Raw genomic sequence first — 25,353 nt, forward strand, 5'->3', positions numbered from 1 at the left:
ATAAGTGAAAGATGAATCTTTTTGCCATCGGATATCTCGCCTCAATCTTGAAACCTAGGAAAATATAAGATTAAAAAAGAGAGACAATATCTTGCATTGATGATTCTTACTTATAGTTAAAGGTATTAAATGAAATAGCCTGCTGACGTTTTTTCGGACATATTTCTATGCAGCTTTTAATTCAAATTCCTCAGGACTCACATAACGTAGAAATGAATGTGATCTCTGTCTATTATAAAAAACATCTATGTAATTGAAAATTGTATGTTCTGCATCATTCCGATTTAGAAACACATTGAATTCGATTTCTCTTTTTGATGTAGAAAAGAAGGATTCCGCAACGGCGGTATCCTGGATTTGTTCGCGATGCGCCCTCTGTTGCGCTTTGAGTCTCTGTTGGCCAGCATAAGCCTCTTCAATAAACGTTAGGTTCTCTGCTGTAGTGAGTATACGCCAGAACTCATCATGGTGGTTCTTTCCGAAGGTTCCATACTCTACTTCTCCAACAAGGAAGTAGTTCTTATTATCCCACTTGAAATTAGATCCATCGCCTGAACTTGCCCACTGTTGGTAGGCTCGCGCTTGTCGGGCATTCGAATACGCACTCTGGGTTTCATAGGTGATACCTTTACCTTCTTCTCTTGGATCGTATTGTTTTTTGAACTCCACGTCCATGGCTTTGTATGCCATGCTCACCATTGCTCCCAGTTCTCCACCGGTTAGGTTGGAGGACATGATCGCATTGGTGTCCGTTAGGTTTTTGGTTCGCCTCGAATTCGTTAGATAAAGGATGCTTCCGTCTATTAATCGACCACGCTCTCAGCTGCAATCTTTGCGATGTTATTTGGTAGGAAAAGTAGTTCGTTCTAAGCAAAGGATTTCGCTTCGATCCCTGGCACGGAAGTGATTTTACTACATAAGTCAAACTATTTTTTGATCAGACTAGTCCTGCTATGTTAAATAAACTATTTTCTACGTTTGGCGAAGAGTCTTTGTCTCGAGAGATTCTTTTCACGAATAAAAAATCGCTTACCTAATAGGCGCCGATCTGATATCTAGCGCAATATTTTTGTTTTTGCGTATTACAAAACCTCACCTACATATCAGGCATTGGCGGATGTTCTGGATCATAACGATTTCTAATATATAATAAATCGTATCCGCCATTATCCATAATTTTAAATTCATTTCCTTCCTGAGCAAAGATGATACCTACCCACATTACTTCCCTTTTTTTGTCATAAATCACTAAAGTAAACTTCATTTGTGCATGATAATTCTGAGCGATCAATGGTGTCTCCAATTGAATCTGGATGATATATTCACCAGTTTTCAAATCTTCACTAACCCAAAATAGAGTGCACACTTTCCTATCTTGGTCTCTTAGACGTTCCTTTTCCCTGTTGTACTTTTTACATTCCTCGATATCTTTTTTCCAAACGCTCTTAAATTCCTCCATGGATTCGGTTTTGACTCCGCTGCGGGCATAGTCATCTTGTGCAGAAGGGTAGAATTCTTCCTCTGAATAGAATGTCATTATTTCATCGATGTTTTTTTCAATGATTGCTTGCTTAAATCTAAGGACCGTCGGAAGTATTTTCTTTTTGGTGTATTCGACAGCATCAATTCCTATTAAATCAAGACTCTCGATTTCTCTACTTTTGCTCGTATCTAAATAAACATTTTTCGCAATTTGTGTAATATTCCTATATTTCCTGGCAGTTTTCTTCTCCGCCATAGTTCCAATTACGACAACTCCAAATATTAAGATAAACTTTGCTAAATTCATGATGGTTTCTTAAGTAGGTTCCTTTTTGAGCGCTCATTGGGCGCGGCAATCTGATTCAAAAAATAAATCGGATCTATCGCATAAATAGGAGTTTTTCCAGGATTGTTCATGTTTAGAAAATACCCGTGCGATGGTTTAGTACTGCCGCTATCTACTCCAAAGTGAGCATGATTACCCGTTGAGTAACCCGTTGTGGATATTTGACCTAATGTAGCACCGCCCTTTATGGTTGTTTTGTACTTTCCTGTTTCTTCATCAATCACGCTACTTAAATCTTTTAAATGTTTAAATCTCAACGTATAAACTTGATTTCCAACCTTGTATTGTCCACTAACAGAATTTCCATCGCCAGATAATTCACTCATAGGTGTATCTAATAATTCTTGATAGGTTTTATTTTTACCAGGATTATTCGAATAATCGGCATCTGCCATTTCTTTTGTATACGGAACAGCCTTGTCTTTATTATTCTCATCCTTTATAAAAGTATATAAAACCTCCTTGTCTATCATTTTAGTTTTCCCTTTTTCTATGATAGGATTACCTGCATCATCTGTTGCTTTGACTTTAACAATTGTCTTCCAAATCCCAACGTCTTTATCTACCGTTATAAAATTCCCATCTGCGTCCTTTTTATTAGTAGTTATCTTTGTTGTCCGGGATTGCCCTTTTGTTACTGTAATGTTTTCCAAATCAACTGGAGAATAAAATTCATCTCCACCCAACATATCATTTCCAAAGTGAACTGGCGTAACATCCCGAGGTCCGAATGCTGAGTTTATATGAATTTTACCATCTTTACCAGGTTTTACAGGTGCAAATACCCCATCAGCCAAAGTAAAGTATTCCTGATATTTGAATTTGAAAGTAGATTTACCATCCTTTCCTATTGTTTCTTCAAGTTCTGTGATAACTTGAGAGCCTTTTGAATCATCAAGTATTTTATATTTTTTGATAGTAACTCCATTTAATGTCAGCTCACTATCAGGCTTTAATTTCCTTAATTTAATTTTGTTTACTAAAGTTTGCTCCTTTGTACCGTGTTTTCTAGAATAAGGAGCATTCATTGTCGTATCTTCATCCCCACCAATTCCTGTATGGTCATGGTCTTCTTCGTCTCTGGTTAAGACATACCCAAGCCCTCCTAACACATTCTCCCCTTCCTTCTTCCTCGCCTCAGCTGCCTTCGCTCTTTGCTCCTGGTCTTCAGCTAAGGCTGCCTTTTCTGCAGCTGTAAGTTGACTATAATTTCCTTCTGCGGCTTTCTTTTTACCAGTCTCCAGCAGTGCCTGCTTTTGTTTCTTGAGTAAAGCAGATCCCTCATAATCATAATCCATTTCCAGTGAGGAACTAAAGCCTCATAGAAAACAATTCTCGATTTAACTCATAGATAATTATCTCTGACGATGGTGCGAGCAAAAAGATAAAAAATATATAACCAAAACACAATACTTGGTAACGAGATGTATATATCTGGTAATCTTCTTTTTAACTCTGTCCAGTCAAACATTACAACTAAGATTGTGTCAAACCAACGGTATAAATGAGGGTGTGAAGGTAAAATTATCAGAGAATATATATATATTGCCGCGAATGTTCCAAGTACCTTCATTTCAGTCTTCATGTATTGTAATTACTCGAAGACATCGGCTAAGTAGACTTTTTATCTCCCTTCATCCGACTAAAACTTTCTAAAATTCACTCACTCTCTTCTTTGGATAAGCTTGGGATAAAGAAAATCGGATACAAAAGCAAAAAGAGATTCGGAATCCACCAAGAAAGATCAAAATCTTGCCGCAATGCCCAAAAGGAAATCGCCTGCAATCCAGAACAGAATGTCAGTGTAAGGGACACCAAGGCCCAAGATTTCCAAACAGGCCTATCTTTTCGATACAACCAAAGGCTCCTGAGTCCAGTAAAGGAGATCATAAGATCTAAAGGTAAAAATGACCAATTCCATGCACTTAGAATGGGGTTTTCGTAATCCTTAAATAAATATTCATTGGGGATCACCCCAAGCAATGTGATGATCCAATAGATGATAAATCCGATGTCAACAACTAGAAAGAAATATCGAAGTCTTTGCATATCATTTATTGGACAGAAACAAACTATGTTACTTTCACATTTTCTCATCTCGCATAAAAAAATCCGCAAGACAAAGAAACTCATTCACAAAATTTGAGAACCTATGAAAGAGACCTATGTAAAAGAGAACTTTTGGAAAAAGGTCAAAGAGGTCGGCGGCAAAGTTCCTTTTTTGCGAGATGCCATTGCACTTTACTATTGTCTTTTAGATGAAAGTACATCCCTAACGGCCAAGGCATCCATTGCCTTTGCTCTCGCCTATTTCATCTTACCCATCGACGCAATTCCCGATCTATTTTTAGTCTTGGGGTTTACTGATGACGCCACAATCATCGCCTCCACCATATATATGTTACAGACACAACTGAAACCCATTCATTATGAAAAGGCAGATGCATTTATGAAACCTGATGGAACCTAAACAAAGCCATTTCGATTCACATCTTTGGTCTCTGTACCAGAACATCGAAGAGGATGAAAAAGACCCCTGGAAACAGATTTTATTTTCATTACTTGTCAAACAAGCAGAACCCATCCTGATCGAGAGTGAGCATATCATCTCTGCTTCTGCTCTTTGGTCATACCTGAGTGTATGGAAAGAGGTCTTTCGCAATGCTGGATTGAAAGAAGGAGGAAAGATCTACATCTCTTTACCTCCATCCCCGCTTTGGGTAATTGCCATCATTACCTGTCTTTGGGAAAAGATCAGTGTGGATTTGGTTCCGGAGGCAATGGTTGGTGGCTTTGGCTTTCCGAATGATTCGGTGCTCTTATCTGAAGGAGACCAGAGCCATTTTACAATCCATAGAGACTATACACTCTCCCAAAGGAAACCTTGCCAACCAAAGGAAGATCCTGTAAGAAAACAGAGCATAGGATTTATACATGGGGACAAAGCTAAAAAGACGGAAATAATTGAGGCACCTGCTCTTCTTTCGCTACTCAAAAAAATACCAGCCTCCTACCAAAGAAACATCCGCATCCAGACCTTAGATTGGAATACCCCAACTGGTTTTGTCTTGGACTTCGTATCATCCTTCTTCAGCCGTTCCGAACTCTTTTTTCCAAATAAGTCACAAACAGTACAGAATGTACTAAAGCTAACAGAAAACTATGATGGTTTGCGTAGGGTATGGTTTGCAAAAAAAGAAGCTGAACAAATGGAAAAGGATGTCCTTACCGCACCTAAAACCCTGATCCATTGTCTTCCCGAAGATTGGGGAGAAATGGACCTAGCCTTGCTTTTGGATGGTGATTTTACGTTTCCCGAGAAAGGTAATCTTGTCAGAAATGATTATGGAATCAGAAAACTCTTGTTTTAGATCCTCCACTTGTTCTTTCAGATTTTCGATGGCTTCCAAAATTTCGTCCGCATGAGACAAACCAATTTCCTTAAAGATGTATTCTTTATCTGCGTACAAACTGTCCAGCTGTGCTTCCATTAAGGCTAAATCGTTAGATTGGTTATCTGCTGCAAAAATATCAACACTGCTTTCCACTCGGAGCATTTCACGAATCGGTTTCGTAAGAAATTCCTGGATTTCTGCAAGTTCTCCGTCGTGCAATAAAGGCTCAATGGCAATCAAGATAAACGTTGTAAGGGAAGCTCTCCCTACCAAATTAGGATCGGCCTGGCCCATCAAAAAGTTCTGGTATTGGATCTGCACATTCATTTGCTTCCAAAGCGACTTGAGCTCGATGTATTTAAAAAAAACAAGTGAGGTAAGCTCCGCCTCAACCTCAACATCATTTACGGTTTGCAAGAATTTATCTATGGTGTCTTGTATCCAAGTTTTGGTTGAGGCGTAATCTTCATCCGAAACAGAGTAATCCTCTTTCCAAGATTGTAGATTGATCTGAATGTCATCACGGAACTTCGGATCATTTAAGACTTCATTGATCGTTTTGACGTCGGCTTTGAGAATTAATTCCATTTCACAAACACCCAGTTGTTAGGACGAGCAGGACCTCGATAAAGGTGGATTTTGACAGGGGTCGGTTTCATTTTGTAAGTGAAGGTATAAGGAAAGATCATATCCATCTTCCTTTCCTCTACTCCACGTTTGAAACTACCATAAAAAATTTGGTTATTTGTACAAGGCGCGACGTCAATGAAGAAGTTTTTGCCAATGACAGAATCTCGGTCCACATTGGCCTTTGTCGCCTCATATTCGTTAAAGGCCTTAATATTCCCCTTGTCGTCTAAACTAATGATACCAAAATCTAAATCATCCAATTCTTTCGCGGTGAATGTTTGTATCTTTTGTATCAGTTCATCGCTTACAAAACGCATATCCGATTTGGCAAACAACTCAGCTTGTTTTTGGACTTTTTGGACTAATTGGTCTGACATTATTTCATTTCTCCCGAATGCGATTTTTATCTATGAATACATTTTTGATATCAGAGATAGTAATTTCCTTGCTGGGGACTTTTTTGTATCTTTCTTTGATGCCATACAATCGCACCAACTCTTGTTCGAGCTGTTTGAATTGCCCTACGATTTCTTTAGGATCTGAAGTTCCCAATCCTTTCTCCAATTGCAACTTTTCATCGTAAAGATAGATCAATTGGTTTTCAAAGCTTTCGATTAGCTCTTCCATATTCGCTTTTTAGACTAAGTCTGAACCAAAAATGTTTTCTTTTTGACTAAAAAAGTAGAATCCCATTTACTCCTTGGAAAACACAGCCATGACACATCGCCTCAACCCCAAACGACTTTGGAATATAGCAAACAGAAAAGAACGATTGCATCCTGATCTCTCTCGTTTGGCTCCCTCTGCCAAGGCTCTACAAGAGTATTTGCAAAAAGACAAACCATCTCTCCTGTATGGGATAGATACTGGCTTCGGCCCCCATGCGTTTTTGAACAATGAAGACCGCTTAGAAAACCAAAGATCTCTGGTGTATCACTTAACAGTCGTTTCTAGTAAAGAATTTCTAAAATTGGAAGAAGCAAGAGCCGTTTTAGCCGCAAGGATTTCAGTCCTTGGTCTTGGGGCGAGTGCGGTAGACCCCTCTCTCTGCAATATCCTTCTGGATTTACTAGAAAAAGATTGTATCCCCAAAATTCCTCTCCGTGGCTCCCTGTCTGCATCGGGCGATTTGATCCCACTTAGTTCCATAGCTCTTGCCCTTATGGGAGAGAACGAATGGATCGGACAGAATGCACACATGGGACCAAGCCTAGCCAATCAAAAGAAGTCTGCCATCCAGGGACTTCCCAGAGTCCTCCAGGCAAAGGAAGCCCTTTCCATCACCAACGGAACAAGTTTCACTACTGCACTTTTAGCCTTACAATCAGAAACCATCCGACTGCTACTCGAAGAAATTCTTTCTTTTTTAGAGATATTGTTCTCATTTCACCCTGTTTTTCCCGATGCCTTCCTCCCTGAGTACCACAAAACCAAGGAGTTCCCAGGCCCAATTTATGTGGCCGAAAGGTTGTATGCTAAAGCAAAACAAAACCCAAAACAAAAAAAAGTGGGAAGTAAAATTCAAGACATCTATTCCGTACGATGTATCCCCCAAATATTGGGCTCACTCTTCGATGAGGTGAGAGAGATCCAAAACCTTGTGGAAAAAGAGCTCAATTCTGTCTCCGACAATCCAATTTACATCCATTCAGAAAATCGTTTTGCGGAAGGAGGCAATTTCTATGCTTCGCACGTAAGCTTTGCTGCTGACCGTCTACAGAATGTCATTGCAGTTTTAGCAACTTGGTTAGAGAGATTTATGCAATACTTACAAAACCCCCAGGAAAACGGCCAATTTACACTCTCTCTTTCGCCGGAACCTGGAAGGTATGCTGGCCTTTCCGGATTGGCATTGTTAAGTACTCACCTAACTTCTGAAATACGAAGGGATAGTATGCCAGGGAGTGTCCAATCTCTCGCTACGAATGGAGGAAACCAAGACATTGTACCTATGGGTGCCATCTCCATCTACCGAAACCGCCGCACCATTGACGATTTGATTCATCTCGCTGCGATTTTTTCCTACCATATCTTCCAAGCGGGCTCTCTTGTGTCCCAGGAGATGAGCCAGGTGTCTGCCTTTTCCAAAAATCGTATGTTGAAAGAGGACAGGGATCTAAGGGAGGAGATCAATCTTTGCCTTTGCCATTACAATTCTTTGCTTTATCCCGAGAGAATGGGTAAAAATTGAAACCATTCCTTTCTCTTACCTGTCAAATGATTAGAAGTATTTTTTTTTGAGGTTAATCATTCATGTCATCATTTGTAGATGCTTCCTTTCTATCTCGCCTTGGACAAATCACAGAAAGCCAAGCCAATGAAGAGAATTTCGGAATTGTAAAAGTGGATGATAGCGGCAAAATTCTGATTTACAATCAGTTCGAATCAAACCTCGCAAACGTTCCCATCGAAAAGGCTGTCGGGAAAAACTTTTTTACAGACATTGCCATCTGTACGAACAATCGACTGTTCTACGGTAAATTTAGAGAAGGCGTAGCAAAGGGCCAATTGGATGTCTCATTTAGCTATGTATTTACTTACAAAATGAAGCCTACAAATGTTCAAATACACCTCTACCATGACCCCTCCTCTAAAACCTATTGGATCTTTGTGAAGCCTAAATGACCTAATGTTCCTGCACAAAAAAGTCGGAGGCGTCTTGGTAGCCTCTGGCGATCAAATCGCGCGCCTGCTCCTTTTTAAAATTCAAAAAACTCCCTAAACCGAGAAACTCTCTCGGTGCTATCGTTTTAATTTTTATATTTTCGAATTTGATCTGAAACGAACGCAAAAAATATTCAATCGCTGATTTTGGTTGGCTCAATTCCTTTTGGAACTCAATGCCCTGCTCAATGTTTTTATAAGAACCCAAAAGGTACAACTCATACAATCTTTCTAGAGCTTCCGTCTTATTTTTAGGAAGTAACATCCGAGTATCACGTCCCACGGGTGAAAGCAATATGACCAATATCTCTTCTGCTCCTTCTGTAATTGCCGGCAAGATGGGGGTATTTGCCATAACACCTCCATCCCAGTATGGCGTACCATTAACCAAAGACCAAGGGAAAAACAAAGGAATGGCACTTGATGCTAAAATATGTTCTTTCTTTAGATCAGGATTTCTAAAAAACTCCAATTCCGCACTGAGAATATTCACGGCAGAAATGATGACTCGTATCTCGGAGTGGTTCAATTTCGTAAAATCTAACTTTTGTTCTAAGAGCTTTCGCAAAGGAGTGGTATCCGCAAGAGGTGCATAAGATTTCCGAAAAAGCTCTGTAAAAATTCTGTTTAGTGAGTATCTCATCACCTTTCCTTGGTTAAGGTCTAACCAAAGATTGATGAGTTCTTGGCTCTTCATTCCAGATCCAATCGCACAGGCATTGATGGCACCTACAGAGGTTCCACAAATGATATCTGGTTTCCATTTCCTTTCTTCCAATGCCCGAAAGACACCTGCTTGGTAGGCACCTCGAGCACCTCCCCCTGATAGAACCAATGCTCTTTTTTTCATGTTATTGTACCGTTTTTAAAAAAATCCTACGACTCACTTGCAATCTAGTCTTCCACCACTTTTCTTCCAAACTTTGGATGACCACTCCTCTCGTACTGGATGCATGTGCAAATTGTTCGTTGCCCAGAGCCAATCCTACATGAGTGATCTTAGAAGTATTGGGAGAGGCAGAAAAAAACACTAAATCTCCGGGACCGATTTGGGCACGAGAAATACTACTTCCGATTTGAGATTGGTCCCGCGCGCCTCTCGGGATCAATCTGATTGGCACATCTATCCCTCGGTCAACAAGAACTGATCTCGTAAATCCAGAACAATCCGTACCGGATTTACTTGTCCCACCGTAAACGTACTTTGTGCCTATCCAAGTAGAGACAATTTGTTTGAGACGGGATACAGATAAATCTCGCCAATCTTTTGTTTGGTTGGGACTGGGAGTTTCTACGATCCCTAAATCCTCTGCCGTCCAGTTTAACCTTGGTCTTTCTCTCAATTCCAATACAGAATAATCGGCAAGCGTTTCATCTATGTTTCTTTGCTTTGCTGTCCAGTCTTGGGAAGGCAAAGACTTAGCCAGTTGCTTGTATGAGTTCAAACTGAGAAGAAAGGTTTCTCTCTCTTGACGAGAAAGGTTTAGCCCTAATTTTGTTTCTAAACTGCGTAGATTCTTTTCAAAGGCAATGTCATTTGTGCTGAGGCTCTGTTCTGTGAGGTGTTTCCAAAGCAAGGGAACTGTGCTTTCGGTATAAACTTTCTTTGCCCTTGCTAAAATCACAAATCGTACGGCTGTCAATGTGCTCAATCCATCATAGTTTCGCTGGAAAGCTCCATTGAATATCATATCCCGAAGGTCAGTGGCAAGACTTGCTTTCTCTGCCTCTGAAATAGCCATGATCAAATAAGGGTATTCATCACTTTTTACTTTAGCCCCGCGCAAACTCGGCAGAAGGTCTTCCACCATTTCAAAGGGGATGCCCATCTCTCTTGCTTTGCTTACAAAAAGAACAGCTCTTGCAAAGTCCTTCGGGCTCATCTCTTCCATCATGGCCCAAGGCAAGAGGATCTTTGTGTCTTCTTTGAATTCTGGTCGGTTTGCCTTATCCCCTAAAACCTTTCTGATTTCCGATTTTAAAAGAAGGGCTTGTTGTTTCTGGTAGGCCTCGAAAACCAGTGGATCTATGTTTTGCGCCTGAAGGCCCACGGAAACAAAGAGAACCATTGCTGCAAAATAAAACTTCATTCTCTGGAGATAACCAAAGAACAATCGCTTTGTAAAGAAAGTATTTACGAGCTTTCTCCTTTAAAATTTTACTCTTGGGAACTTTGCCATTCTCTACTAGGGTCTAATCCAGGTATGAGACAGAGCCTATTCATTCTTTCCTTCTGCTTTTTATTACCATCCTGTTTTTTATTCCGAAGTATCGAGAAACCCAGCAAACAGGTACAATTCGACCAATCCAACCCGCAGGCAGTAAAACTTCATTGGCTAGGACATGCAAGCCTCGTCATACAAATCTATGATAAATGGATCATAACGGATCCCAACTTTTCCGAATCCTTAGGTCTTGTGGTAAAACGCTACATCGCAAGCCCACTAGAAAGCACTCAATTACCAAAGTTTGATGCGGTTTTGATTTCCCATTCCCACTTTGATCACCTGGACAAAGATAGTTTACAACAAATTCCTCTCTCCGGAAAGTTATATGTTCCCAAAGGAGCAGGTATCTATATCCCTTCCCGTTGGGATGCCCGAAAGAAGGAAATGGTTCCATGGCAAATGGATGCACAAAATGATCTAGAGATCACAGCTGTGCCAGCAAGGCATTTCGGAGGGCGATGGTTATTTGACAATCTCTGGGACGGAGAACCTTACACAGGCTATGTGATCAAATACAAAGATGTAACCATCTACTTTGCAGGGGATACAGGTTACCAAAAAAAAGAATTCGAAGAAATCGGAAAACGATTTTCCATTGATATTGCACTTCTACCTGTGGGACCAAGCAAAGGCCCTGGAAACCCAGTCCACATCAATCCAGAAGAGGCAGTGGATACATTTTTAGATCTAAATGCAAAATACATGATCCCCATGCATTTCGGTACTTTCTATCGATCCATGGAATCCGAACTTCCACACATACAAGAAGTTTTAGCACCTCTTGGCAAAAAGGCCATCATACTTTCGATAGGTGACACTTACTCGTTCAAAGGTGATTGACAAAGAGAATCTTCTTTTTTCCCTAGATGTAACTATCTATGTCTGAAAAAATTGTTATCATTGGTGCAGGAGGTCTCACGGGCCGAGAACTCCTCAAATTGATTGCCAAACACCCACATTTTGAAGTGGTAATGATCACTTCGAACCAAGTCACTGGAAAAAGCTTACAAGAAGTATTCCCACAAGAAAGTTTCACCCAAAACCTTAGATTTGTTTCTCATGAGGCTGACATTCCCAAAGGTGCAACTGTGGTCTTGGCAACTCCCAACGAAGCCTCTCTCACGATGGCTCCCCGCCTTTTGCAAGCAGGCCACAAGGTCATCGATCTTTCGGGAACCTTTCGGATCCACGACCAATCTTTATTTGAAAGTGCCTACGGATTTGCCCATACACATTTTCATCTGATGAAAGACGTTGTATTCGGTATCCCCGAAATGTTTCGTTCTCAGATCAAAGGTGCCTCATTTGTCTCCAACCCTGGTTGCTTTTCTACATCTGCCATCCTACCCATTTTTTTGCTGGGCAAGCTCAGGTCAAAGGTCCAAGGAACCATCATCATTGATGCAAAATCTGGTGTGAGCGGCGCCGGTGGGCGAACCGAAGAGATTACATTTGCCTATACCAACGTGTATGAAAACTTTCGGGCATACAAAGTTTTGAAGCACCAACACGAACCTGAAATTTCTGAATACATCCAAACCAATTCACCGAAAGAGATTTCTATCGTGTTCACTCCCCATCTTCTCCCTCTCTACCGAGGCATCCTCACAAGCATCTACATCCCCATTGACCCAAGCGTCTCAGATGAAGAAATAGAATCATGTTTCGAAAACGCCACTCAGGGAGAGCCTTTTTTACGATTCAAAAAACTTCCGGAGGACATTGAGTTACGCTTTGTACAGAATTCCAATTATTTGGATTTTGCATTTCGCAAAAAGGGAAATATCCTGACCATCGTTTCCGCTTTGGACAATTTGATGAAAGGAGCTGCTGGGCAAGCCTTACAAAATCTAAACCTAATGCACTCACTCGAGGAAACGATTGGTTTACAAAGATAGGGAGGATGTTCTATTTGTTAGTGCATTTTCTGGAGAGATTGATCGCTTATCTTCATCTCTATCATTAGCTGAGATAAAGGTATTGGGCATTGGGAATCTAAATGCCGCATTATCTTTGTTTGTTTACTTACAATCAAATCCACATACCAAACATGTTTTCTTTTTGGGTTCAGGCGGCTCCTACCCTTGGTCAGATTACAAGACTGGTGCTCTCGTCCAGTCCAATGAATTCTACCAAATAGAGACTGCAGGTCTTTCTGGTTTTGGAAAACAATTGCCCACCGAACCCATACATTTCCTGAAGAGTCAGTCTACCCTTCCTCAACTCCGGTCCAATTGCCCAAGTCTCATTACTCTACAAGATGTAAACCATGCCTGGAAGGAAAAGCTTGCTCTCTGCGAGATCGAGAACCTAGAGTGCTATGGTATCGCAAAAGTTTGCAAACAGTTTGGTATTTCCTTTACCGCCTTTTTTGCCATTACGAACGAAGTAGGCCCCAATGGCTCGGTAGAATGGCAAAAAAATTGGCGTGAATTATCAAATCAACTGCAAGACAAAGTCCTAACTTTTTTCACCTAATACAGATTTTACGGCAGGTTCTGATAAAACACGATCTATCCATAATTGTACGTTTGTAGGAACCTCCAATTCCATATAAGAGATATTATTGATAAAAGGAGCGTACATGATTTCCATAAATCCAAACTGTTCCTCGAAAAAATACTTTCTACTTTGGAAAAAGGAGTCTAGAGAATCTAAATGTCTGCCCACACGTTTTGTGGATTCTTTCATTCGGTTTAGATCCCATTTTTCTTCTTTGATGAACTTCTTCGCAAAGTAGACGAAACTTGCGGGGATGGTAAATTCTGTTTCCGCTTGGCAGGCATATTGAGTGAGGAGTGCCCGTTCTTTCATGCCGATCGGAATGAGAGGTTTGGTATCTGGAAATTTCTCTTCCACATAACGCATAATGGCATAAGACTCACATAAAATCCAATCTCCGTCTTTCAAAACAGGTACTTTACCATGAGGGTTGATCTCAATAAATGGTTTTTTGCGGTTTTCTAATTTTTCCAAGGCGACAGGGAGGATTTCAAAGGGAATCTCCTTCCAAACAAAATAGATACGAACTCTTTGCGAATAGGTTGAATTTGGATGGGAATACAGTTGTAACATGTTGGTTAAAGGATCCTATCATTTCCTATTCTGTCAAAATAAAACAGAATACGGCAATCCAAAGATTCCTTCCGATTTGCAGATCTCAATAGCATAGCGGTCAGTCATACCGGCAACGTAATCACAGATGATGCGGTAACGCCCATCTTCTTCTTCTCTTTCTCGATAGGAAAGTGGGATCTTCTCAGGATGTTTCAAAAAATATTGGAACAGAAGATGGATTATTTCTTTTCCCTGGTCGCTCATTTTCGAGACCGTGGGGTGCCTGTACAGATTCTCAAATAAAAAAGATTTCAACTCTTTTCGGTATTCATTCATCTCTTTTGAGAAACTCACCAATGGGATTTTGTTTCGGTAGGCAACTCGAACATCTTCTGGACTGAGGATGTTGTGCTTTTCTAGGTTGGCATGTGTATTGGTCAATAAATCAGATATCAATTCATTTAAGATGGCTCTATACGTCGTCCTGAGAATGATCTCTTCTTTTTCATTTGGGTATTTTTCTTTCACCACCAAGTAATTTTGTTTCCAAATTCGCACATCCAACAAACTTTCTGGTTTTAGTAAACCTTTCTCCAAACCGTCTTCTATATCATGCGAGGAATACGCTATCTCATCGGAATGATCCACTATCTGTGCCTCCAAACTCGGACCATTTTCTTTTCTTTCTTCATTGGCGGAACTTTTTGCGTAGTCACCTCCATGTTTCATGATACCCTGCAATGTCGCATAACATAAATTAAGTCCAGAAAAACCAGGATACTTACGTTCCAACTTTTGGACAACACGAAGAGATTGTTTGTTATGTTCAAATCCGCCAAAACCTCGCATAATGTCTGCTAATGCGTCTTGGCCGGCATGACCAAAGGGAGAGTGGCCTAAATCATGGGCAAGAGCAATGGCTTCTGTGAGGTCATCATTTAAACCCAGGGCCTTTGCCAATGTTCTGGAAACACCAGCTACTTCCAGAGTATGGGTCAACCGATTCCGGTAGTGGTCTCCCACCGAATAGACAAACACTTGGGTTTTGTATTCTAATCGTTTGAAGGCTTGGGAATGGACAATTCGGTCTTTGTCCCTTTGGAATGGCAATCGGTATGGATGGTCTTCTTCAGGAAATTCTCTTTTCTGGGAGAGTGAACTCCGCTCTGCATAGGGGGCCAAAATTTCCTCATCTTTCTCAAGTTCCCTCTTCCCTTTTAACATAAATTCTCTTTCCTTTTTCTTCCAAATCGTAAATACAGTCTATTATACCGCATGGACTTTTTACAAACCCTTGTCTCTCTTTTCACAGACTATGGATACTTCGCAGTCTTTTCTGTTCTCATCCTTTGCGGTTTCGGCCTTCCCGTTCCTGAGGACATCTCGCTTACCGCTGGGGGCGTAATCTCTGGTTTGGGCCATACCAACGTCCATGTGATGTTTCTCGTAGGCATGGCGGGTGTGCTCCTGGGTGATGGGTTTGTCTTTCTCTTGGGGAGAGTGTATGGCGAGAGGGCCCTTAAACTACCGGTTCTCCGCACTGTCCTACACCCAGAACGGTTTGAAAAGGTACAAGAAAAGTTCAAAAAGTATGGCAAATGGGTTGTTTTCTTTGGAAGGTTTATGCCTGGCCTACGGATGCCCATTTTTTTCACTGCCGGCACCTCAGGGCAGATTTCTTTCTTTCGCTTTGTTCTGACAGATGGATTTGCAGCTTTGATTTCAGTTCCCATTTGGGTGTATTTGGGCTATTACTTTGCCCATAACTTTGACGAACTGATGTCCTATGTTCGCCGAGGCCAGACCATCATACTTGTTTTGGTGGCATTGGCTCTCCTTGGCTTTGGAATCTTTTTTTATTGGAAACAAAAGAAAGAATCACCATCTTAGCGCTATCTTACATGACACGATTTCTCTTGTTTTTCTCCTTGGGGCTCTTTTGTTCCTGCACAAATTATTCAACGACTAGCTCTGTGCAGATCCCCCCTATCCTTGTCTCCGCGACCAAAAATACAAACGGAACCTTTAATGTCAATGTTCGGGCCACCAATCCAGAGCTCATCTTTTCTGGTTACCGTCTCTACCTGGCCACTACTGAAAATGATGCACGGAATTCGGGGGATTTGAACGCAGGAGCTGATTGTACGCTTTCTGCTGGGTCTTTGGTGGTGCTCCCTGTCCAACCAAGGGATTATGTCTTCTTAATTGACCCATCCGAGAACACAATAGCCGCCGGTTCAGGAATTGATTGCAAATTTAAGGTCCAGGGAAATACTGGCAATTTCATTGCGGTCCGCGCCCTGAGCCTTTCCATCCAAGTCCAATCCGGAAGCAGCACCATCCAAGTTTCTGGCCCCTCAAATGCCATCCAATTGCCTTAGACGTAAAACTTACTTGCAATTTAGACATACACCTGTAATCTTTTCCCCGAACATGGGGAAAAAGTGTTAATTTTTAGAGTATTTCTAAATTTTTTCAGAACATTCCCGTAGTTCACCCTACAAATATAAGAAGGATCTTGGATCCTAAAAACAAAATGGATGGTAATTCAATGTTGCAAATGAAAAGATTCGGAACCCTGGCTCTAGTTGCGGCCCTCTCTTTCGCGCTAGTTGCTTGCGGTAAATCGAGAACCGTAAAAATTTCTGCCTCTGAGGTAGAACGATCCAAAACTCCAGCAAAACTTCCTGCTGAGATCGAAAAACTATGGAAGAACCGACATAACGAGGCAGACCTACGACAGGCCCTTGTTTCACTAGAACAGTTCGCAAATGAGAACCCTCAGTTCTCAGACGTAAAAGTTCTCCTTTGCCGAGGAAATTACCTAATGGGTGATGGACACCTCTGGCTCAAGCTAACTGGCGATGCAGATGCAGACGCAGCAGTCAAAGCAGAATCTATTAAATTTTACGATGCAGCGGTAGGCTGGTGTGAAGCCGCCCTAGCACTCAATCCAAAGTTCCGTGACAAAGTAGTCAAGGACGGTATCGAAGTTGAGAAAGCATTGGATACCCTCGGTCCAGAAGACATTGATGCCCTCTATTGGAGATATGCATCACTAGGAAAATGGTCCCGTTTATCTGGATTTACAACTTTGTTAGCTAACAGAAGTAAGTTCACAGCTATGATAAACCGTGTTAAAGAATTAGAAAAAGACATGGGCAAAGAATACTTTTACGCAGCTACCCTTCGCTACGATGCAGCTAGCAACGCTCTCTCTCCTACTGGAGACAAAAAGTTAGCAGACAAGTATTTTGAAGAAGCCATCAAAAGACACCCTAACTACTTTGCAGTCCGAGTACTCTATGCAGAAAGCCGTTTAAAAGGTGATGAAGCAAAATTTAAGTCTCAACTTGATTACGTAATCAAAGGAAATCCAAAGTCTCTTCCAGAGCTAGAACCTGACCAAATCGTTGAGCAAAGAAAAGCTAAAAAACTCTTAGAAGATATCTAATCCCAGGAGATTATATGTTTCGTACACCTGTAAAATTCATCGCAGGTGCAATGTTTGCCTTCACAATCAGTGGAGGCATTTTTGCACAAACAACCGTTAAAGTTGCAACCGTCGCACCAGAGGGAAGTCCTTGGGCAAATGAGTTGTCAAAAATTAAGAGAAAGATCGAGAAAGAGTCGGATGGCCAAATCAAAATCAAAATCTATCCAGGTGGACAGATGGGAGGAGAAAACGAGATCCTCCAGCAAGTAATCCGAGGCAAGCTACAAGGTGGTGGTTTGACCGCAGGTGCTCTTGCCAATACTGTAAAGGAACTCAATGTCCTTGAAATTCCGTATCTATTTGATTCCTTTAGCCAGGCGGATTGCGTCTTAGACAACCACCTATTAGAAGACTTCCGTAGACTTTTCGAATCAAAAGGTCTAATCTTTGTTACATGGGCAGAAAACGGATACCGTTCGATTGGAACCAAAACAAACCCTGTTAAATCCCCACAAGATCTTAAAGGGATTAAAATCAGAATCCAAGAGTCCCCAGTACACATTGCCTACTGGAAGGCTTTGGGTGTGAGTGGTATCCCAATCGCTATCCCAGAAGTATTACCATCTCTTCAAACAGGTGTGGTAGAGGGCTTTGATAATACCCCTCTTTTCACCTTGGCAGCAGAATGGCAATCCGCAATCAAACACTTCAGCCTAACTCGGCACATTTACCAGCCGGCGGCCATCGTTTACTCCAAAAAATTTTGGGACACCTTAAATGATGAGCAAAAGAAAACTTTAATGGGCGATGGAAATTCCCTAGCACCTGGCGCTCGTGTGGCGGTGCGATCCATCGAAAAAAATATGATTGCAACCCTGAAAAATGCTGGTGTAAACGTATACGAACCTTCGGCAGCTGAGATTGCTAGCTTTAAGGCCGTGGCAAATAATGTTTCTGCATCGGTGATCGGCAAGATAGGTGGTGAATCCAAATCCATCTACGACAAAATCCAAAAAGCAAAAGCAGCCTGCGGAAAATAACAGTTCGTATTTAACAAAAAGGAAAGAATGAATGAAATTCGTCGATAGGTTTCTCAATTACCTGAGTTTCGGCGAGAAATGGGCGGGAGGGATTTGTTTCCTCCTCCTCACACTTCTCATGATTGCAGATGTCGCCAAACGTGAAGTTGTCGACAAGTTTTTATCCATGGTGATTGAAGGCCTAGAGGCCTATCCTTCTACCTCGGTAGCCTCTCTACTCGGAGGTTGGAGTGTATATTTGGCAGAATGGTTCGGCCAAGAAGCTAGCTCCTTTCTGGAATGGATAGGTAGAGGCGGCATCGTTTGGGCACAAAAGTTGTCTCTTTACTTTATGCTTTGGGGAGGATTGTTTGGATCGGCGCTTGCGAGTGCAAAGGGTTCTCACTTGAGACCAGAGATTGCGGACAAGCTCCTTCCGAAAAAAGTGTTACCCTATGTGAAAGTGATTGAACAGTTTGTGATTTCAACATTCTTTCTGTTTCTTACCTACCTTTCCTTTTTATATGTGCAAGAGAGTATAAGCTTGGACGAAGTCAATCCGGTGACAGAGATTTCCCTTTGGAAAGTACAGCTTATTTTCCCATATGTGTTTTTTTCGATGGGCTTTCGGCATCTCGTATATGGAATCTTCCCCAAACTTATCCCAGCTGACTTAAATGAGGCGACAGAGGCCTTAGAAGAAATGAAAGGGGAATTCCCAATGGATGACCAAGGAGCGGTAAACAAATGAGCTCATGGGGTATTTTAGGTTTATTACTTGTTCTGATCATTTTACGACAGCCTCTCATCGTTTTGATGGGCGCTGTGACAGTATTTTGTTATTATTTTCTACCTGACCCTCCCCTAGAGGCTGTCACGGAGTTAAATGCAATCATTGGGGATTTATTCTTCGCTGGAGACAAAGAGATCCTCCTTGCGATCCCACTCTTCATCATTGCGGGAAATCTCATGACTCATGGAAGCATTGCTAGGCGGCTCATCCGAATGGCGCAGGCGATGACTGCTCCTATTCCGGCAGGACTTGCCATCGCAGGGGTTTTCTCTTGTGGTATCTTTGCGGCCATTTCAGGTTCTTCTCCCGTTACTTTGATCGCGATTGGTGGTCTTATGTACCCAAGCTTAACAAAGGCAGGCTATCCTTCTCAGTTTTCCATGGGACTCCTTGCCTCTGGTGGAACCTTGGGGATCATCATCCCACCGAGTATTCCCATGATCGTATATGCGATTATGGTGGGTGTCTCAGTTACCGACCTTTTCATTGCAGGGATCGGTCCTGGGATTCTACTCATGTCCTTACTCATGCTCTACTCTGTGTTCCGCGCAGGAAAGATTGGCCGAGGCAAATGGGACTTCCAAGAAGTGAAACAATCTTGGAAAGAGGGAATCCTCGCATTGCTGATGCCCATTGTGATTCTTGGCGGTATCTACTCTGGATTCTTCACAGCAACTGAATCAGCGGCAATCGCTGTCTTCTATGCCATCATCGTAGAGATCTTTGTCCACAAAGAGCTCAGCTTCGGAAAGATACCGAGCATCATGGCAGAAAGTGCGGAACAATTAGGGATTCTATTTTTGATCTTGATCCTTGCTGTTAGCTTAAACAAATTTATGATCGAGAATGAAATTCCCCAAAACTTGGTGACGACCATGTCTGGCTTAATTTCTAGCCCGGTTACCTTCCTCATCGGGGTGAATATACTTCTCTTAATCGTAGGTATGTTTATGGATATCATGAGTGCTATTTTGGTTTTAGCACCACTCTTAGCACCAATGGCTGTTAATTATGGCATAAACCCAATCCACTTCGGAATCATCATGATTGTAAACTTAGAGATCGGTTACCTAACCCCTCCAGTAGGTATCAACCTCTTTGTTGCATCAGGTATTTTCAAACAACCATTAGGAAAGGTCATTCAGTCAGTGGCGCCTATTGTCGGTTTGTTTCTATTTGGATTGATCCTAATCAGTTGGATTCCAGAAATCTCTCTGGGTTTAATCTCACCAGAGAACGTTCCACCAGCTAGTCCTTAGCTGGGACACCCATCCTTGTAAAACAGGGATGGGTTTATTTCCACCAAACAGAAATTCGTTGTAGTGATTCTTCGGAATCTTTTGCCCAGATGCTATTCGGGTATTTAAAGGTGATTTCACGATAAATTTCGCGCACCGGCTCAAGTGCTTTTCGCAAACTTTCAATTCCTTTATTTTTATCATCTTCGAGGACTAGCGGTGTATTTTTATTTTTTTCAAAGTACTGTAAGATTGCTATTGTTTCCTTTTCTTTGGCAAGTTTGTACATTTCAAAGATAGGATCTTTGGCTTTGGAGGATTTTTTCTCTAACCAAACAAACGATTGCTGAGTGTTCCACCACTCTTTTAAGAATTCGTAATGCCTTTGGAGTTCGAGAAACATAACTGCGGAATCATACTCTCCAGCATCTGGATGGTAACGTTTGGCTAATCTTTGGTATTGGTTTTTGAGATCTAATTCTGAACTGGACTCATTGAGTTGAAAAAAAGCGAGAGCTTCTTCTAACAATAATTTTTGATCCACGAAAGACCTAAATTTTGTGCAAAATGTACTTTGAGCTTTCTCTGTACCTGGAATTCATAATATTCCTTTTTTGCATTTTGCAATTCTGTTTCGAGTGCCTTTTGTACTTTGGATTGGATTTCTCGGGCCTGGTCTAACAATTGGAACACTTCTTGGGATGCTTGGATGTCTTCACTACTCGCCGGCAAGTCCAAAGAGATATCTAAATTCTGCTGGTCTAATTCCTTTAACTTCTGGATGAGGTTCTCATTTTTAAATTCTAGTTGAACTGCCGAATCAGCATCCCCATAGGAAAGGTACTCTGCCTCTTTTTGGAGATTTGAGATTAAATCTAAGAGATACTTTTTTTTCTTTTGGTAAAAGGGTATTCTCATATCCGTAATTTAACCTGTTATGGAAATTCCTGTAGGTCGTACAGGTGCATTTTGTCCCTGGCCTGCTTCCTTTTTTTCCAACTCTTCCCAAGAGGATTTTAACTCATTAAGGATCTTTACACATTCTTGGATGATGGCTTTGTCCTTTTTCATATTGGCTTCTAGGAGTCTTTTTTTGAGGTAAATGTAGAGAGAAAGTAGATTGTTGGCAACTTCCTGTCCCTCTTCCATATTTAGGGAGAGAAGAAGTTCGGTGATGATATCTTGGGCTTTGATGATATGGTTATTTACAACATCGTACTTGCGTGGGGTCATATTGTCCATCGCAACCCCTAAAAATCGAATGGCTCCGTCAAAGAGCATAACAATCAACTTAACTTGGCTAACAGTGGAAATCTCATTCGCTTTGTATTCATTATAACCGGAATAACCGCCGGTCTTTCTCGCAAGTGACATTTTTTTCTCCTGACTATTCCCATCGACCAAAAAGGATACTTGCTTAATGACAGATTGGAATAATCTTAGAATAAAGAATGAGAAATCTCCTGGCAACTGGAATTAGAAAGGAACCCAAAAGGCTTCTATTTCTAGCCTCTGGAAGGGGCTCTAACTTTGAAGCCGCCGTCAAAACCCTTCAAAAAAAGCCCAAACTCTACCAGATCTTAGCCCTCATTTCAGATAACCCTGAGGCTAAGGCCCTCGAAATCGCCAAATCTAGAAAAATCCCAACCATCCTACTCCCGTACCGAGCGTTTTCTGACAAACAAGCCTACCATAGAGAGTTACTAGCCCGTAGCCTCGAATCTCGCCCAGACTTGGTGGTTGCCTGTGGCTACATGCGCATCCTGAAACCTGAATTTGTGCGCGCCTTCCCGAATAAAATTATCAATGTCCATCCCTCTCTCCTACCTTCTTTCCCAGGACTTGATGCCCAAAAGCAAGCCCTAGAGTATGGGGCCAAAGTCACTGGTTGCACAGTTCACTTCGTGGAAGAAGGGGTGGATACTGGTCCCATCATCCTACAAAAATCTATAGTGGTTCAAAATAATTGGGGACTCGGAGAACTCTCTCGGGCAATTTTACAAGAAGAGCATAAACTTTTGCCCTTAGCCATACAGTTGTTTTGTGAAAATAAATTAAAAATCAAAGGTAGAAAGGTAGAAATACTTACATGATTGAAATCAAAAGAGCGCTTGTCTCAGTTTCTGATAAGACTGGAATCACAGAACTCTGTGCATTCTTACAAAAAGAAGGAGTAGAAATACTCTCAACTGGGGGAACTTATGATGCCCTCGTAAAAGCAAGTATACCTGCCAAAAAAGTAGAAGACTTTACTGGTTTTCCTGAAATCCTACATGGTCGGGTAAAAACTCTCCATCCTAAGATTCACGGAGGTTTATTGGGTGACACAACTAATGCTGAGCACCGCAAACAGATGGATGAAAATCAGATTGTACCCATCCAATTGGTCATCGTTAATTTATATCCGTTTGTAAAGACTGTTCAAAAGCCAGATTGTAAACTTGAAGAGGCCATCGAAAATATTGATATCGGTGGGCCATCTATGCTCCGTTCGGCGGCAAAAAATCATAAAAATGTAGTTGTACTCACCGATCCAAAAGATTACAATGAATTCAAGGAAGAATGGAAGAAAAACCAAGGCAAAATTTCAAAAGAGTCCGCTTTCCGTTATGCAGCCAAGGTCTTTTCGGAAACTGCTTCTTACGATACCGCAATAGCAACTTACTTCAATGACCAATTAGGAAATCGCTTTCCTGATAAAATCTCCTTTGCTTTTATCAAAAAACAAAAGTTACGCTATGGTGAAAACCCGCACCAAGATGCTGCATTCTATGAACCCATTTTTGCAAAGTCCGAGTTTGAGGCTTTACAAGGAAAAGAACTCTCCTTTAACAACATGTTAGACTTTGATGCTGCCTTTCATGTGGCTTCCCTTTTGCCCAAAAACGCAGTTTCCATTGTAAAACATTTAAATCCCTGCGGTATTGCTTACGGAGATTCCATTTTAGAATCCTTTCAATTGGCTAGGCGCACAGATCCCATTTCGGCTTTTGGTGGGATCATCGGAATCCACGGCATTGTTGACCGAGAAACTGCAGAAGAGATCACGAAGAATTTCGTCGAGGGCGTGATTGCTGAAGGGTTCACTGCCGAGGCTCTCGAAATCTTTGGCAAAAAACAGAATATACGTTTGATCCCGATTGCGAAATTCCAGGAAGCTCTGGACGAATTAGACATGCGCTCCTTACACCATGGTCTATTGATCCAAAATCGCGACTATGATATTGTTACACGAGAGCAGCTCAAAGTAGTTTCCAAACTCAAACCGACCGAAGAGGATATCGATGCTCTGCTCTTCGCTTGGAATTGTGTGAAATTCATTAAATCAAATGCAATCGTTTACACCGATACCAATGCAACCCTAGGAATTGGCGCAGGGCAAATGTCTCGCGTGGATTCTGTCGAGTTGGGCGCAATGAAAGCACAGAAAGTTGGTCTCTCTGTGGTTGGTTCTTATGTAGGCAGTGATGCCTTCTTTCCTTTCCGAGATGGCATTGATGCCATTGCAAAGGTTGGAGCAAAGGCAATCATCCAACCAGGAGGATCTATCCGTGATGAGGAAGTGATCCAAGCTGCGGATGAACATGGTTTGATTATGGTCTTTACTGGGATGAGACACTTCCGACATTAGTATGGAATTTGCTTTATTTCTTTTCTTCTTTGTTTTCTTTTCTTTGGTAACGTCGGTTTGCGCTTACTACGCAGAGCTACTTTTCTTTGACCGAAAGCAAAAGTACGAAAGAGAAGAGATAACGGATGTTTGGCTCCCAAGCATCCAAAAACTCCTGGATGTATTAGAAAAAGGTACTAGCCTTCCGATTGGTTTGCCTTTCTTTCTAGGCTTTGGGCTACTCGCTTGGCTTTGGACTCTTTTGGGAGGTATTGTCGGGGAGCCGCACTACGCCCATTCGCCGGGAAATTATATGTTTCACTCCCCTATCTTTTGGATGGCTTACTTTATATCACTTCCTTATCTAAAAGAGGGCTTTTCTGGAAACCCAATCGTAGATAGCATTGTAGCAAATGCAAGGCCTAGTCTTTCCGGTTTTGGGATAGGGTTTGTCTCTGCCAATTTTTCTGCTTGGGGTCTATACCACGAGTTTTACTTTGTCTTCCCCCTCTTCCATTTGCTCTTTATGCTGTATCCTTTTGTTTACCTCTGGAATGGTAGGGAATGGTTTGGTTTGTATGTAGGGCCTAGGGCCCTCCCCAGTTCTTCATACTACAGTGATGATATCTACCAGGAGGAGAATTCCCAGCCGGACGACATCGATTGGGATTCGGATGAAGGCCTAGGGGCTGAGGCGCCTAGTTTAGATGATTGGGAAGAGCAAAAATAAGCCTTTTCTTAGTTTAAAAATCGCCGATAGAAACAGTATGAAGAACCTTCGAACGTCACTCCTCTTAGTATGCCTTTGCCCACAATTTCTCCTTGCACAGGTGGACCAAACGACTTCTAGCCTCGATGGATTTGCCGAGGCTTCCTGGGGAATGACTTATGAATCCATCCGAGAAAAATTTCTCTCGATGGCAACCAATCCTGATAGCAAAGAAGACCTTCAGCTGATCAATGAGAAAAAAGATGAAAGGCTCCTTGTCAAAAGGAATGGAATCTTTTACCTCTATCGCTTTTACAAAACACCTGAGCTTGTGAAAGAGGTCCGCCCTAAAGAAAACAGAGGACCAGAAACGGATCCTAGTATCAATGGACAGACCGAATATCGAGAAAGTGGCATTCTTTTTTCCGTTGGTGTCACCTTCAACCTTGTACCGTCAGAAAAGATAAAGGAAAAATTGGAAAAGAAATATGGCAAACCCAAGAAAGAAAGCATCGGAGATGATAAAGTCTCAGGGGCAAGTATCTGGGAATTGGTTGACCGACGAGACAGCTCACCTCGCGGTGGTTATGCGGTCCAGTGGAGAGAGGGTTACAAAAAAAATCCATATACCCGCAGAATCGATTATTTTTCAGCAAATATACGCGAGATGATTGCAAAAGATTATAAGGATTTCTTCTCCGTTCAAGAGACAAAAACCTTGCGAGATTTGATACCATAAGGAAGCT

The 25,353-nt window shown here is 41.7% G+C and carries 30 protein-coding genes and 1 pseudogene; 17 read left to right on the top strand and 14 right to left on the bottom strand.

The genetic code is table 11. From position 1 onward, the window contains the following. Positions 1–165: 165 nt before the first annotated feature. The 4 genes and pseudogenes from DI060_RS19135 to DI060_RS04310 all read right to left on the bottom strand — a co-directional run. A pseudogene (locus DI060_RS19135) lies at positions 166–351 on the bottom strand (IS3 family transposase); the annotation flags it as partial. A 745-nt stretch (positions 352–1,096) separates the two neighbouring features. Beyond that, a complete protein-coding gene (locus tag DI060_RS04300) occupies positions 1,097–1,789 on the bottom strand; it encodes a hypothetical protein (RefSeq protein WP_108974139.1) in 693 nt (230 codons plus the stop codon). Next, the gene (locus DI060_RS19140) at positions 1,786–3,126 is read right to left on the bottom strand and encodes a M23 family metallopeptidase (protein ID WP_244594284.1); all 1,341 of its coding nucleotides are present in this window, start codon (positions 3,124–3,126) and stop codon (positions 1,786–1,788) included. The genes DI060_RS04300 and DI060_RS19140 overlap by 4 nt, the downstream gene beginning before the upstream one ends. 361 nt (positions 3,127–3,487) lie before the next feature. Beyond that, positions 3,488–3,877 carry a YvaD family protein gene (locus DI060_RS04310; RefSeq protein ID WP_108974142.1) on the bottom strand — a complete coding sequence of 130 codons (390 nt, stop codon included), beginning with the start codon at positions 3,875–3,877 and terminating at the stop codon, positions 3,488–3,490. A 103-nt stretch (positions 3,878–3,980) separates the two neighbouring features. Between DI060_RS04310 and DI060_RS04315 the strand changes: the two genes are divergently transcribed. Further along, positions 3,981–4,298, top strand: a complete 318-nt coding sequence (locus tag DI060_RS04315) for a YkvA family protein (protein ID WP_108974144.1) — start codon at positions 3,981–3,983, stop codon at positions 4,296–4,298. Next, positions 4,288–5,199, top strand: coding sequence for a hypothetical protein (locus DI060_RS04320; protein ID WP_108974146.1), 912 nt, complete (start codon positions 4,288–4,290; stop codon positions 5,197–5,199). The genes DI060_RS04315 and DI060_RS04320 overlap by 11 nt, the downstream gene beginning before the upstream one ends. Here the strand turns inward: DI060_RS04320 and DI060_RS04325 are convergent. Genes DI060_RS04325 through DI060_RS04335 form a run of 3 tightly spaced genes read right to left on the bottom strand, consistent with a single transcriptional unit; the run spans position 5,110 to position 6,480 of the window. Next, a complete protein-coding gene (locus tag DI060_RS04325) occupies positions 5,110–5,811 on the bottom strand; it encodes a hypothetical protein (RefSeq protein ID WP_108974148.1) in 702 nt (233 codons plus the stop codon). The two genes, DI060_RS04320 and DI060_RS04325, sit on opposite strands and share 90 nt — an antisense overlap. Continuing rightward, positions 5,802–6,230, bottom strand: coding sequence for a PAS domain-containing protein (locus DI060_RS04330; protein WP_108974150.1), 429 nt, complete (start codon positions 6,228–6,230; stop codon positions 5,802–5,804). Before DI060_RS04330 ends, DI060_RS04325 begins: the two co-directional genes overlap by 10 nt. A gap of 4 nt (positions 6,231–6,234) precedes the next feature. Continuing rightward, a complete protein-coding gene (locus tag DI060_RS04335) occupies positions 6,235–6,480 on the bottom strand; it encodes a hypothetical protein (RefSeq protein WP_108974152.1) in 246 nt (81 codons plus the stop codon). A gap of 88 nt (positions 6,481–6,568) precedes the next feature. Between DI060_RS04335 and DI060_RS04340 the strand changes: the two genes are divergently transcribed. Both DI060_RS04340 and DI060_RS04345 read left to right on the top strand, forming a co-directional pair. Further along, positions 6,569–8,044, top strand: a complete 1,476-nt coding sequence (locus tag DI060_RS04340; RefSeq protein ID WP_108974154.1) for an aromatic amino acid ammonia-lyase — start codon at positions 6,569–6,571, stop codon at positions 8,042–8,044. A gap of 62 nt (positions 8,045–8,106) precedes the next feature. Next, positions 8,107–8,478 (top strand): photoactive yellow protein, encoded by a 372-nt coding sequence (locus tag DI060_RS04345; protein ID WP_108974156.1) that lies wholly within the window; start codon positions 8,107–8,109, stop codon positions 8,476–8,478. Position 8,479: 1 nt separating this feature from the next. Here the strand turns inward: DI060_RS04345 and DI060_RS04350 are convergent, their stop codons facing one another. Both DI060_RS04350 and DI060_RS04355 read right to left on the bottom strand, forming a co-directional pair. Then, positions 8,480–9,367, bottom strand: coding sequence for a patatin-like phospholipase family protein (locus tag DI060_RS04350; RefSeq protein WP_108974158.1), 888 nt, complete (start codon positions 9,365–9,367; stop codon positions 8,480–8,482). A gap of 1 nt (position 9,368) precedes the next feature. Further along, the gene (locus DI060_RS04355) at positions 9,369–10,607 is read right to left on the bottom strand and encodes a C40 family peptidase (RefSeq protein WP_135354982.1); all 1,239 of its coding nucleotides are present in this window, start codon (positions 10,605–10,607) and stop codon (positions 9,369–9,371) included. A 114-nt stretch (positions 10,608–10,721) separates the two neighbouring features. Here DI060_RS04355 and DI060_RS04360 point away from each other — a divergent pair, with 114 nt between their 5' ends. From DI060_RS04360 to DI060_RS04370, 3 genes are read left to right on the top strand one after another with little or no spacing between them, the layout of a single operon-like run. Continuing rightward, positions 10,722–11,585 (top strand): MBL fold metallo-hydrolase, encoded by an 864-nt coding sequence (locus DI060_RS04360; RefSeq protein WP_108974163.1) that lies wholly within the window; start codon positions 10,722–10,724, stop codon positions 11,583–11,585. 38 nt (positions 11,586–11,623) lie between these two features. After that, on the top strand, positions 11,624–12,643 hold the full coding sequence (gene argC, locus DI060_RS04365) for an N-acetyl-gamma-glutamyl-phosphate reductase (RefSeq protein WP_108974165.1): 1,020 nt from the start codon (positions 11,624–11,626) through the stop codon (positions 12,641–12,643). Further along, a complete protein-coding gene (locus tag DI060_RS04370; protein ID WP_108974167.1) occupies positions 12,627–13,223 on the top strand; it encodes a phosphorylase in 597 nt (198 codons plus the stop codon). Before argC ends, DI060_RS04370 begins: the two co-directional genes overlap by 17 nt. On the opposite strand, the gene DI060_RS04375 is transcribed toward DI060_RS04370, so the two are convergent. After that, entirely contained in the window at positions 13,206–13,820 is a 615-nt protein-coding gene (locus tag DI060_RS04375) for a glutathione S-transferase family protein (RefSeq protein ID WP_108974169.1), read from the bottom strand. The genes DI060_RS04370 and DI060_RS04375 overlap by 18 nt on opposite strands. 33 nt (positions 13,821–13,853) lie before the next feature. Continuing rightward, positions 13,854–15,026 (bottom strand): deoxyguanosinetriphosphate triphosphohydrolase, encoded by a 1,173-nt coding sequence (locus DI060_RS04380; RefSeq protein ID WP_108974171.1) that lies wholly within the window; start codon positions 15,024–15,026, stop codon positions 13,854–13,856. Positions 15,027–15,077: 51 nt separating this feature from the next. Between DI060_RS04380 and DI060_RS04385 the strand changes: the two genes are divergently transcribed. From DI060_RS04385 to DI060_RS04410, 6 genes are all read left to right on the top strand, one after another. Continuing rightward, positions 15,078–15,692: a DedA family protein gene (locus tag DI060_RS04385; RefSeq protein WP_108974173.1), complete on the top strand. Its 615-nt coding sequence runs from the start codon at positions 15,078–15,080 to the stop codon at positions 15,690–15,692. An 11-nt stretch (positions 15,693–15,703) separates the two neighbouring features. Continuing rightward, positions 15,704–16,183, top strand: coding sequence for an LIC11661 family lipoprotein (locus DI060_RS04390; protein WP_135354983.1), 480 nt, complete (start codon positions 15,704–15,706; stop codon positions 16,181–16,183). A 137-nt stretch (positions 16,184–16,320) separates the two neighbouring features. Continuing rightward, positions 16,321–17,256 (top strand): TRAP transporter TatT component family protein, encoded by a 936-nt coding sequence (locus tag DI060_RS04395; RefSeq protein ID WP_244594285.1) that lies wholly within the window; start codon positions 16,321–16,323, stop codon positions 17,254–17,256. 14 nt (positions 17,257–17,270) lie between these two features. Next, positions 17,271–18,278, top strand: a complete 1,008-nt coding sequence (dctP, locus tag DI060_RS04400; RefSeq protein ID WP_108974177.1) for a TRAP transporter substrate-binding protein DctP — start codon at positions 17,271–17,273, stop codon at positions 18,276–18,278. Positions 18,279–18,309: 31 nt separating this feature from the next. Continuing rightward, the gene (locus DI060_RS04405; RefSeq protein ID WP_108974179.1) at positions 18,310–19,008 is read left to right on the top strand and encodes a TRAP transporter small permease; all 699 of its coding nucleotides are present in this window, start codon (positions 18,310–18,312) and stop codon (positions 19,006–19,008) included. After that, on the top strand, positions 19,005–20,309 hold the full coding sequence (locus DI060_RS04410) for a TRAP transporter large permease (protein ID WP_108974181.1): 1,305 nt from the start codon (positions 19,005–19,007) through the stop codon (positions 20,307–20,309). Before DI060_RS04405 ends, DI060_RS04410 begins: the two co-directional genes overlap by 4 nt. A gap of 34 nt (positions 20,310–20,343) precedes the next feature. Here the strand turns inward: DI060_RS04410 and DI060_RS04415 are convergent, their stop codons facing one another. From DI060_RS04415 to fliS, 3 genes are read right to left on the bottom strand one after another with little or no spacing between them, the layout of a single operon-like run. Then, positions 20,344–20,832: a DnaJ domain-containing protein gene (locus tag DI060_RS04415; RefSeq protein WP_108974183.1), complete on the bottom strand. Its 489-nt coding sequence runs from the start codon at positions 20,830–20,832 to the stop codon at positions 20,344–20,346. Further along, on the bottom strand, positions 20,811–21,206 hold the full coding sequence (locus DI060_RS04420) for a flagellar protein FlgN (RefSeq protein WP_108974185.1): 396 nt from the start codon (positions 21,204–21,206) through the stop codon (positions 20,811–20,813). The genes DI060_RS04415 and DI060_RS04420 overlap by 22 nt, the downstream gene beginning before the upstream one ends. Before the next feature lie 9 nt (positions 21,207–21,215). Then, on the bottom strand, positions 21,216–21,662 hold the full coding sequence (gene fliS, locus DI060_RS04425; protein ID WP_108975614.1) for a flagellar export chaperone FliS: 447 nt from the start codon (positions 21,660–21,662) through the stop codon (positions 21,216–21,218). 89 nt (positions 21,663–21,751) lie between these two features. Between fliS and purN the strand changes: the two genes are divergently transcribed. From purN to DI060_RS04445, 4 genes are read left to right on the top strand one after another with little or no spacing between them, the layout of a single operon-like run. Next, positions 21,752–22,381 (top strand): phosphoribosylglycinamide formyltransferase, encoded by a 630-nt coding sequence (purN, locus tag DI060_RS04430; protein WP_439956898.1) that lies wholly within the window; start codon positions 21,752–21,754, stop codon positions 22,379–22,381. Continuing rightward, positions 22,378–23,919, top strand: a complete 1,542-nt coding sequence (gene purH, locus DI060_RS04435) for a bifunctional phosphoribosylaminoimidazolecarboxamide formyltransferase/IMP cyclohydrolase (RefSeq protein ID WP_108974189.1) — start codon at positions 22,378–22,380, stop codon at positions 23,917–23,919. Before purN ends, purH begins: the two co-directional genes overlap by 4 nt. A gap of 1 nt (position 23,920) precedes the next feature. Next, complete coding sequence (locus DI060_RS04440; RefSeq protein ID WP_108974191.1) at positions 23,921–24,628, top strand: hypothetical protein; 708 nt, start codon at positions 23,921–23,923, stop codon at positions 24,626–24,628. A gap of 37 nt (positions 24,629–24,665) precedes the next feature. After that, complete coding sequence (locus DI060_RS04445) at positions 24,666–25,346, top strand: hypothetical protein (RefSeq protein WP_108975617.1); 681 nt, start codon at positions 24,666–24,668, stop codon at positions 25,344–25,346. The last annotated feature ends 7 nt before the right edge of the window (positions 25,347–25,353 follow it).

This window comes from Leptospira ryugenii (genome assembly GCF_003114855.1).
GTDB lineage: Bacteria > Spirochaetota > Leptospiria > Leptospirales > Leptospiraceae > Leptospira_A > Leptospira_A ryugenii.

Excerpts from the sequence above, each read along its gene's own strand:
- DI060_RS04300 (WP_108974139.1), bottom strand. The coding sequence starts at position 1,789 with ATGAATTTAGCAAAGTTTATCTTAATATTTGGAGTTGTCGTAATTGGA.
- DI060_RS19140 (WP_244594284.1), bottom strand. The coding sequence starts at position 3,126 with ATGGATTATGATTATGAGGGATCTGCTTTACTCAAGAAACAAAAGCAG.
- DI060_RS04310 (WP_108974142.1), bottom strand. The coding sequence starts at position 3,877 with ATGCAAAGACTTCGATATTTCTTTCTAGTTGTTGACATCGGATTTATC.
- DI060_RS04315 (WP_108974144.1), top strand. The coding sequence starts at position 3,981 with ATGAAAGAGACCTATGTAAAAGAGAACTTTTGGAAAAAGGTCAAAGAG.
- DI060_RS04320 (WP_108974146.1), top strand. The coding sequence starts at position 4,288 with ATGGAACCTAAACAAAGCCATTTCGATTCACATCTTTGGTCTCTGTAC.
- DI060_RS04325 (WP_108974148.1), bottom strand. The coding sequence starts at position 5,811 with ATGGAATTAATTCTCAAAGCCGACGTCAAAACGATCAATGAAGTCTTA.
- DI060_RS04330 (WP_108974150.1), bottom strand. The coding sequence starts at position 6,230 with ATGTCAGACCAATTAGTCCAAAAAGTCCAAAAACAAGCTGAGTTGTTT.
- DI060_RS04335 (WP_108974152.1), bottom strand. The coding sequence starts at position 6,480 with ATGGAAGAGCTAATCGAAAGCTTTGAAAACCAATTGATCTATCTTTAC.
- DI060_RS04340 (WP_108974154.1), top strand. The coding sequence starts at position 6,569 with ATGACACATCGCCTCAACCCCAAACGACTTTGGAATATAGCAAACAGA.
- DI060_RS04345 (WP_108974156.1), top strand. The coding sequence starts at position 8,107 with ATGTCATCATTTGTAGATGCTTCCTTTCTATCTCGCCTTGGACAAATC.
- DI060_RS04350 (WP_108974158.1), bottom strand. The coding sequence starts at position 9,367 with ATGAAAAAAAGAGCATTGGTTCTATCAGGGGGAGGTGCTCGAGGTGCC.
- DI060_RS04355 (WP_135354982.1), bottom strand. The coding sequence starts at position 10,607 with ATGAAGTTTTATTTTGCAGCAATGGTTCTCTTTGTTTCCGTGGGCCTT.
- DI060_RS04360 (WP_108974163.1), top strand. The coding sequence starts at position 10,722 with ATGAGACAGAGCCTATTCATTCTTTCCTTCTGCTTTTTATTACCATCC.
- argC (WP_108974165.1), top strand. The coding sequence starts at position 11,624 with ATGTCTGAAAAAATTGTTATCATTGGTGCAGGAGGTCTCACGGGCCGA.
- DI060_RS04375 (WP_108974169.1), bottom strand. The coding sequence starts at position 13,820 with ATGTTACAACTGTATTCCCATCCAAATTCAACCTATTCGCAAAGAGTT.
- DI060_RS04380 (WP_108974171.1), bottom strand. The coding sequence starts at position 15,026 with ATGTTAAAAGGGAAGAGGGAACTTGAGAAAGATGAGGAAATTTTGGCC.
- DI060_RS04385 (WP_108974173.1), top strand. The coding sequence starts at position 15,078 with ATGGACTTTTTACAAACCCTTGTCTCTCTTTTCACAGACTATGGATAC.
- DI060_RS04390 (WP_135354983.1), top strand. The coding sequence starts at position 15,704 with ATGACACGATTTCTCTTGTTTTTCTCCTTGGGGCTCTTTTGTTCCTGC.
- dctP (WP_108974177.1), top strand. The coding sequence starts at position 17,271 with ATGTTTCGTACACCTGTAAAATTCATCGCAGGTGCAATGTTTGCCTTC.
- DI060_RS04405 (WP_108974179.1), top strand. The coding sequence starts at position 18,310 with ATGAAATTCGTCGATAGGTTTCTCAATTACCTGAGTTTCGGCGAGAAA.
- DI060_RS04410 (WP_108974181.1), top strand. The coding sequence starts at position 19,005 with ATGAGCTCATGGGGTATTTTAGGTTTATTACTTGTTCTGATCATTTTA.
- DI060_RS04420 (WP_108974185.1), bottom strand. The coding sequence starts at position 21,206 with ATGAGAATACCCTTTTACCAAAAGAAAAAAAAGTATCTCTTAGATTTA.
- fliS (WP_108975614.1), bottom strand. The coding sequence starts at position 21,662 with ATGTCACTTGCGAGAAAGACCGGCGGTTATTCCGGTTATAATGAATAC.
- purH (WP_108974189.1), top strand. The coding sequence starts at position 22,378 with ATGATTGAAATCAAAAGAGCGCTTGTCTCAGTTTCTGATAAGACTGGA.
- DI060_RS04440 (WP_108974191.1), top strand. The coding sequence starts at position 23,921 with ATGGAATTTGCTTTATTTCTTTTCTTCTTTGTTTTCTTTTCTTTGGTA.
- DI060_RS04445 (WP_108975617.1), top strand. The coding sequence starts at position 24,666 with ATGAAGAACCTTCGAACGTCACTCCTCTTAGTATGCCTTTGCCCACAA.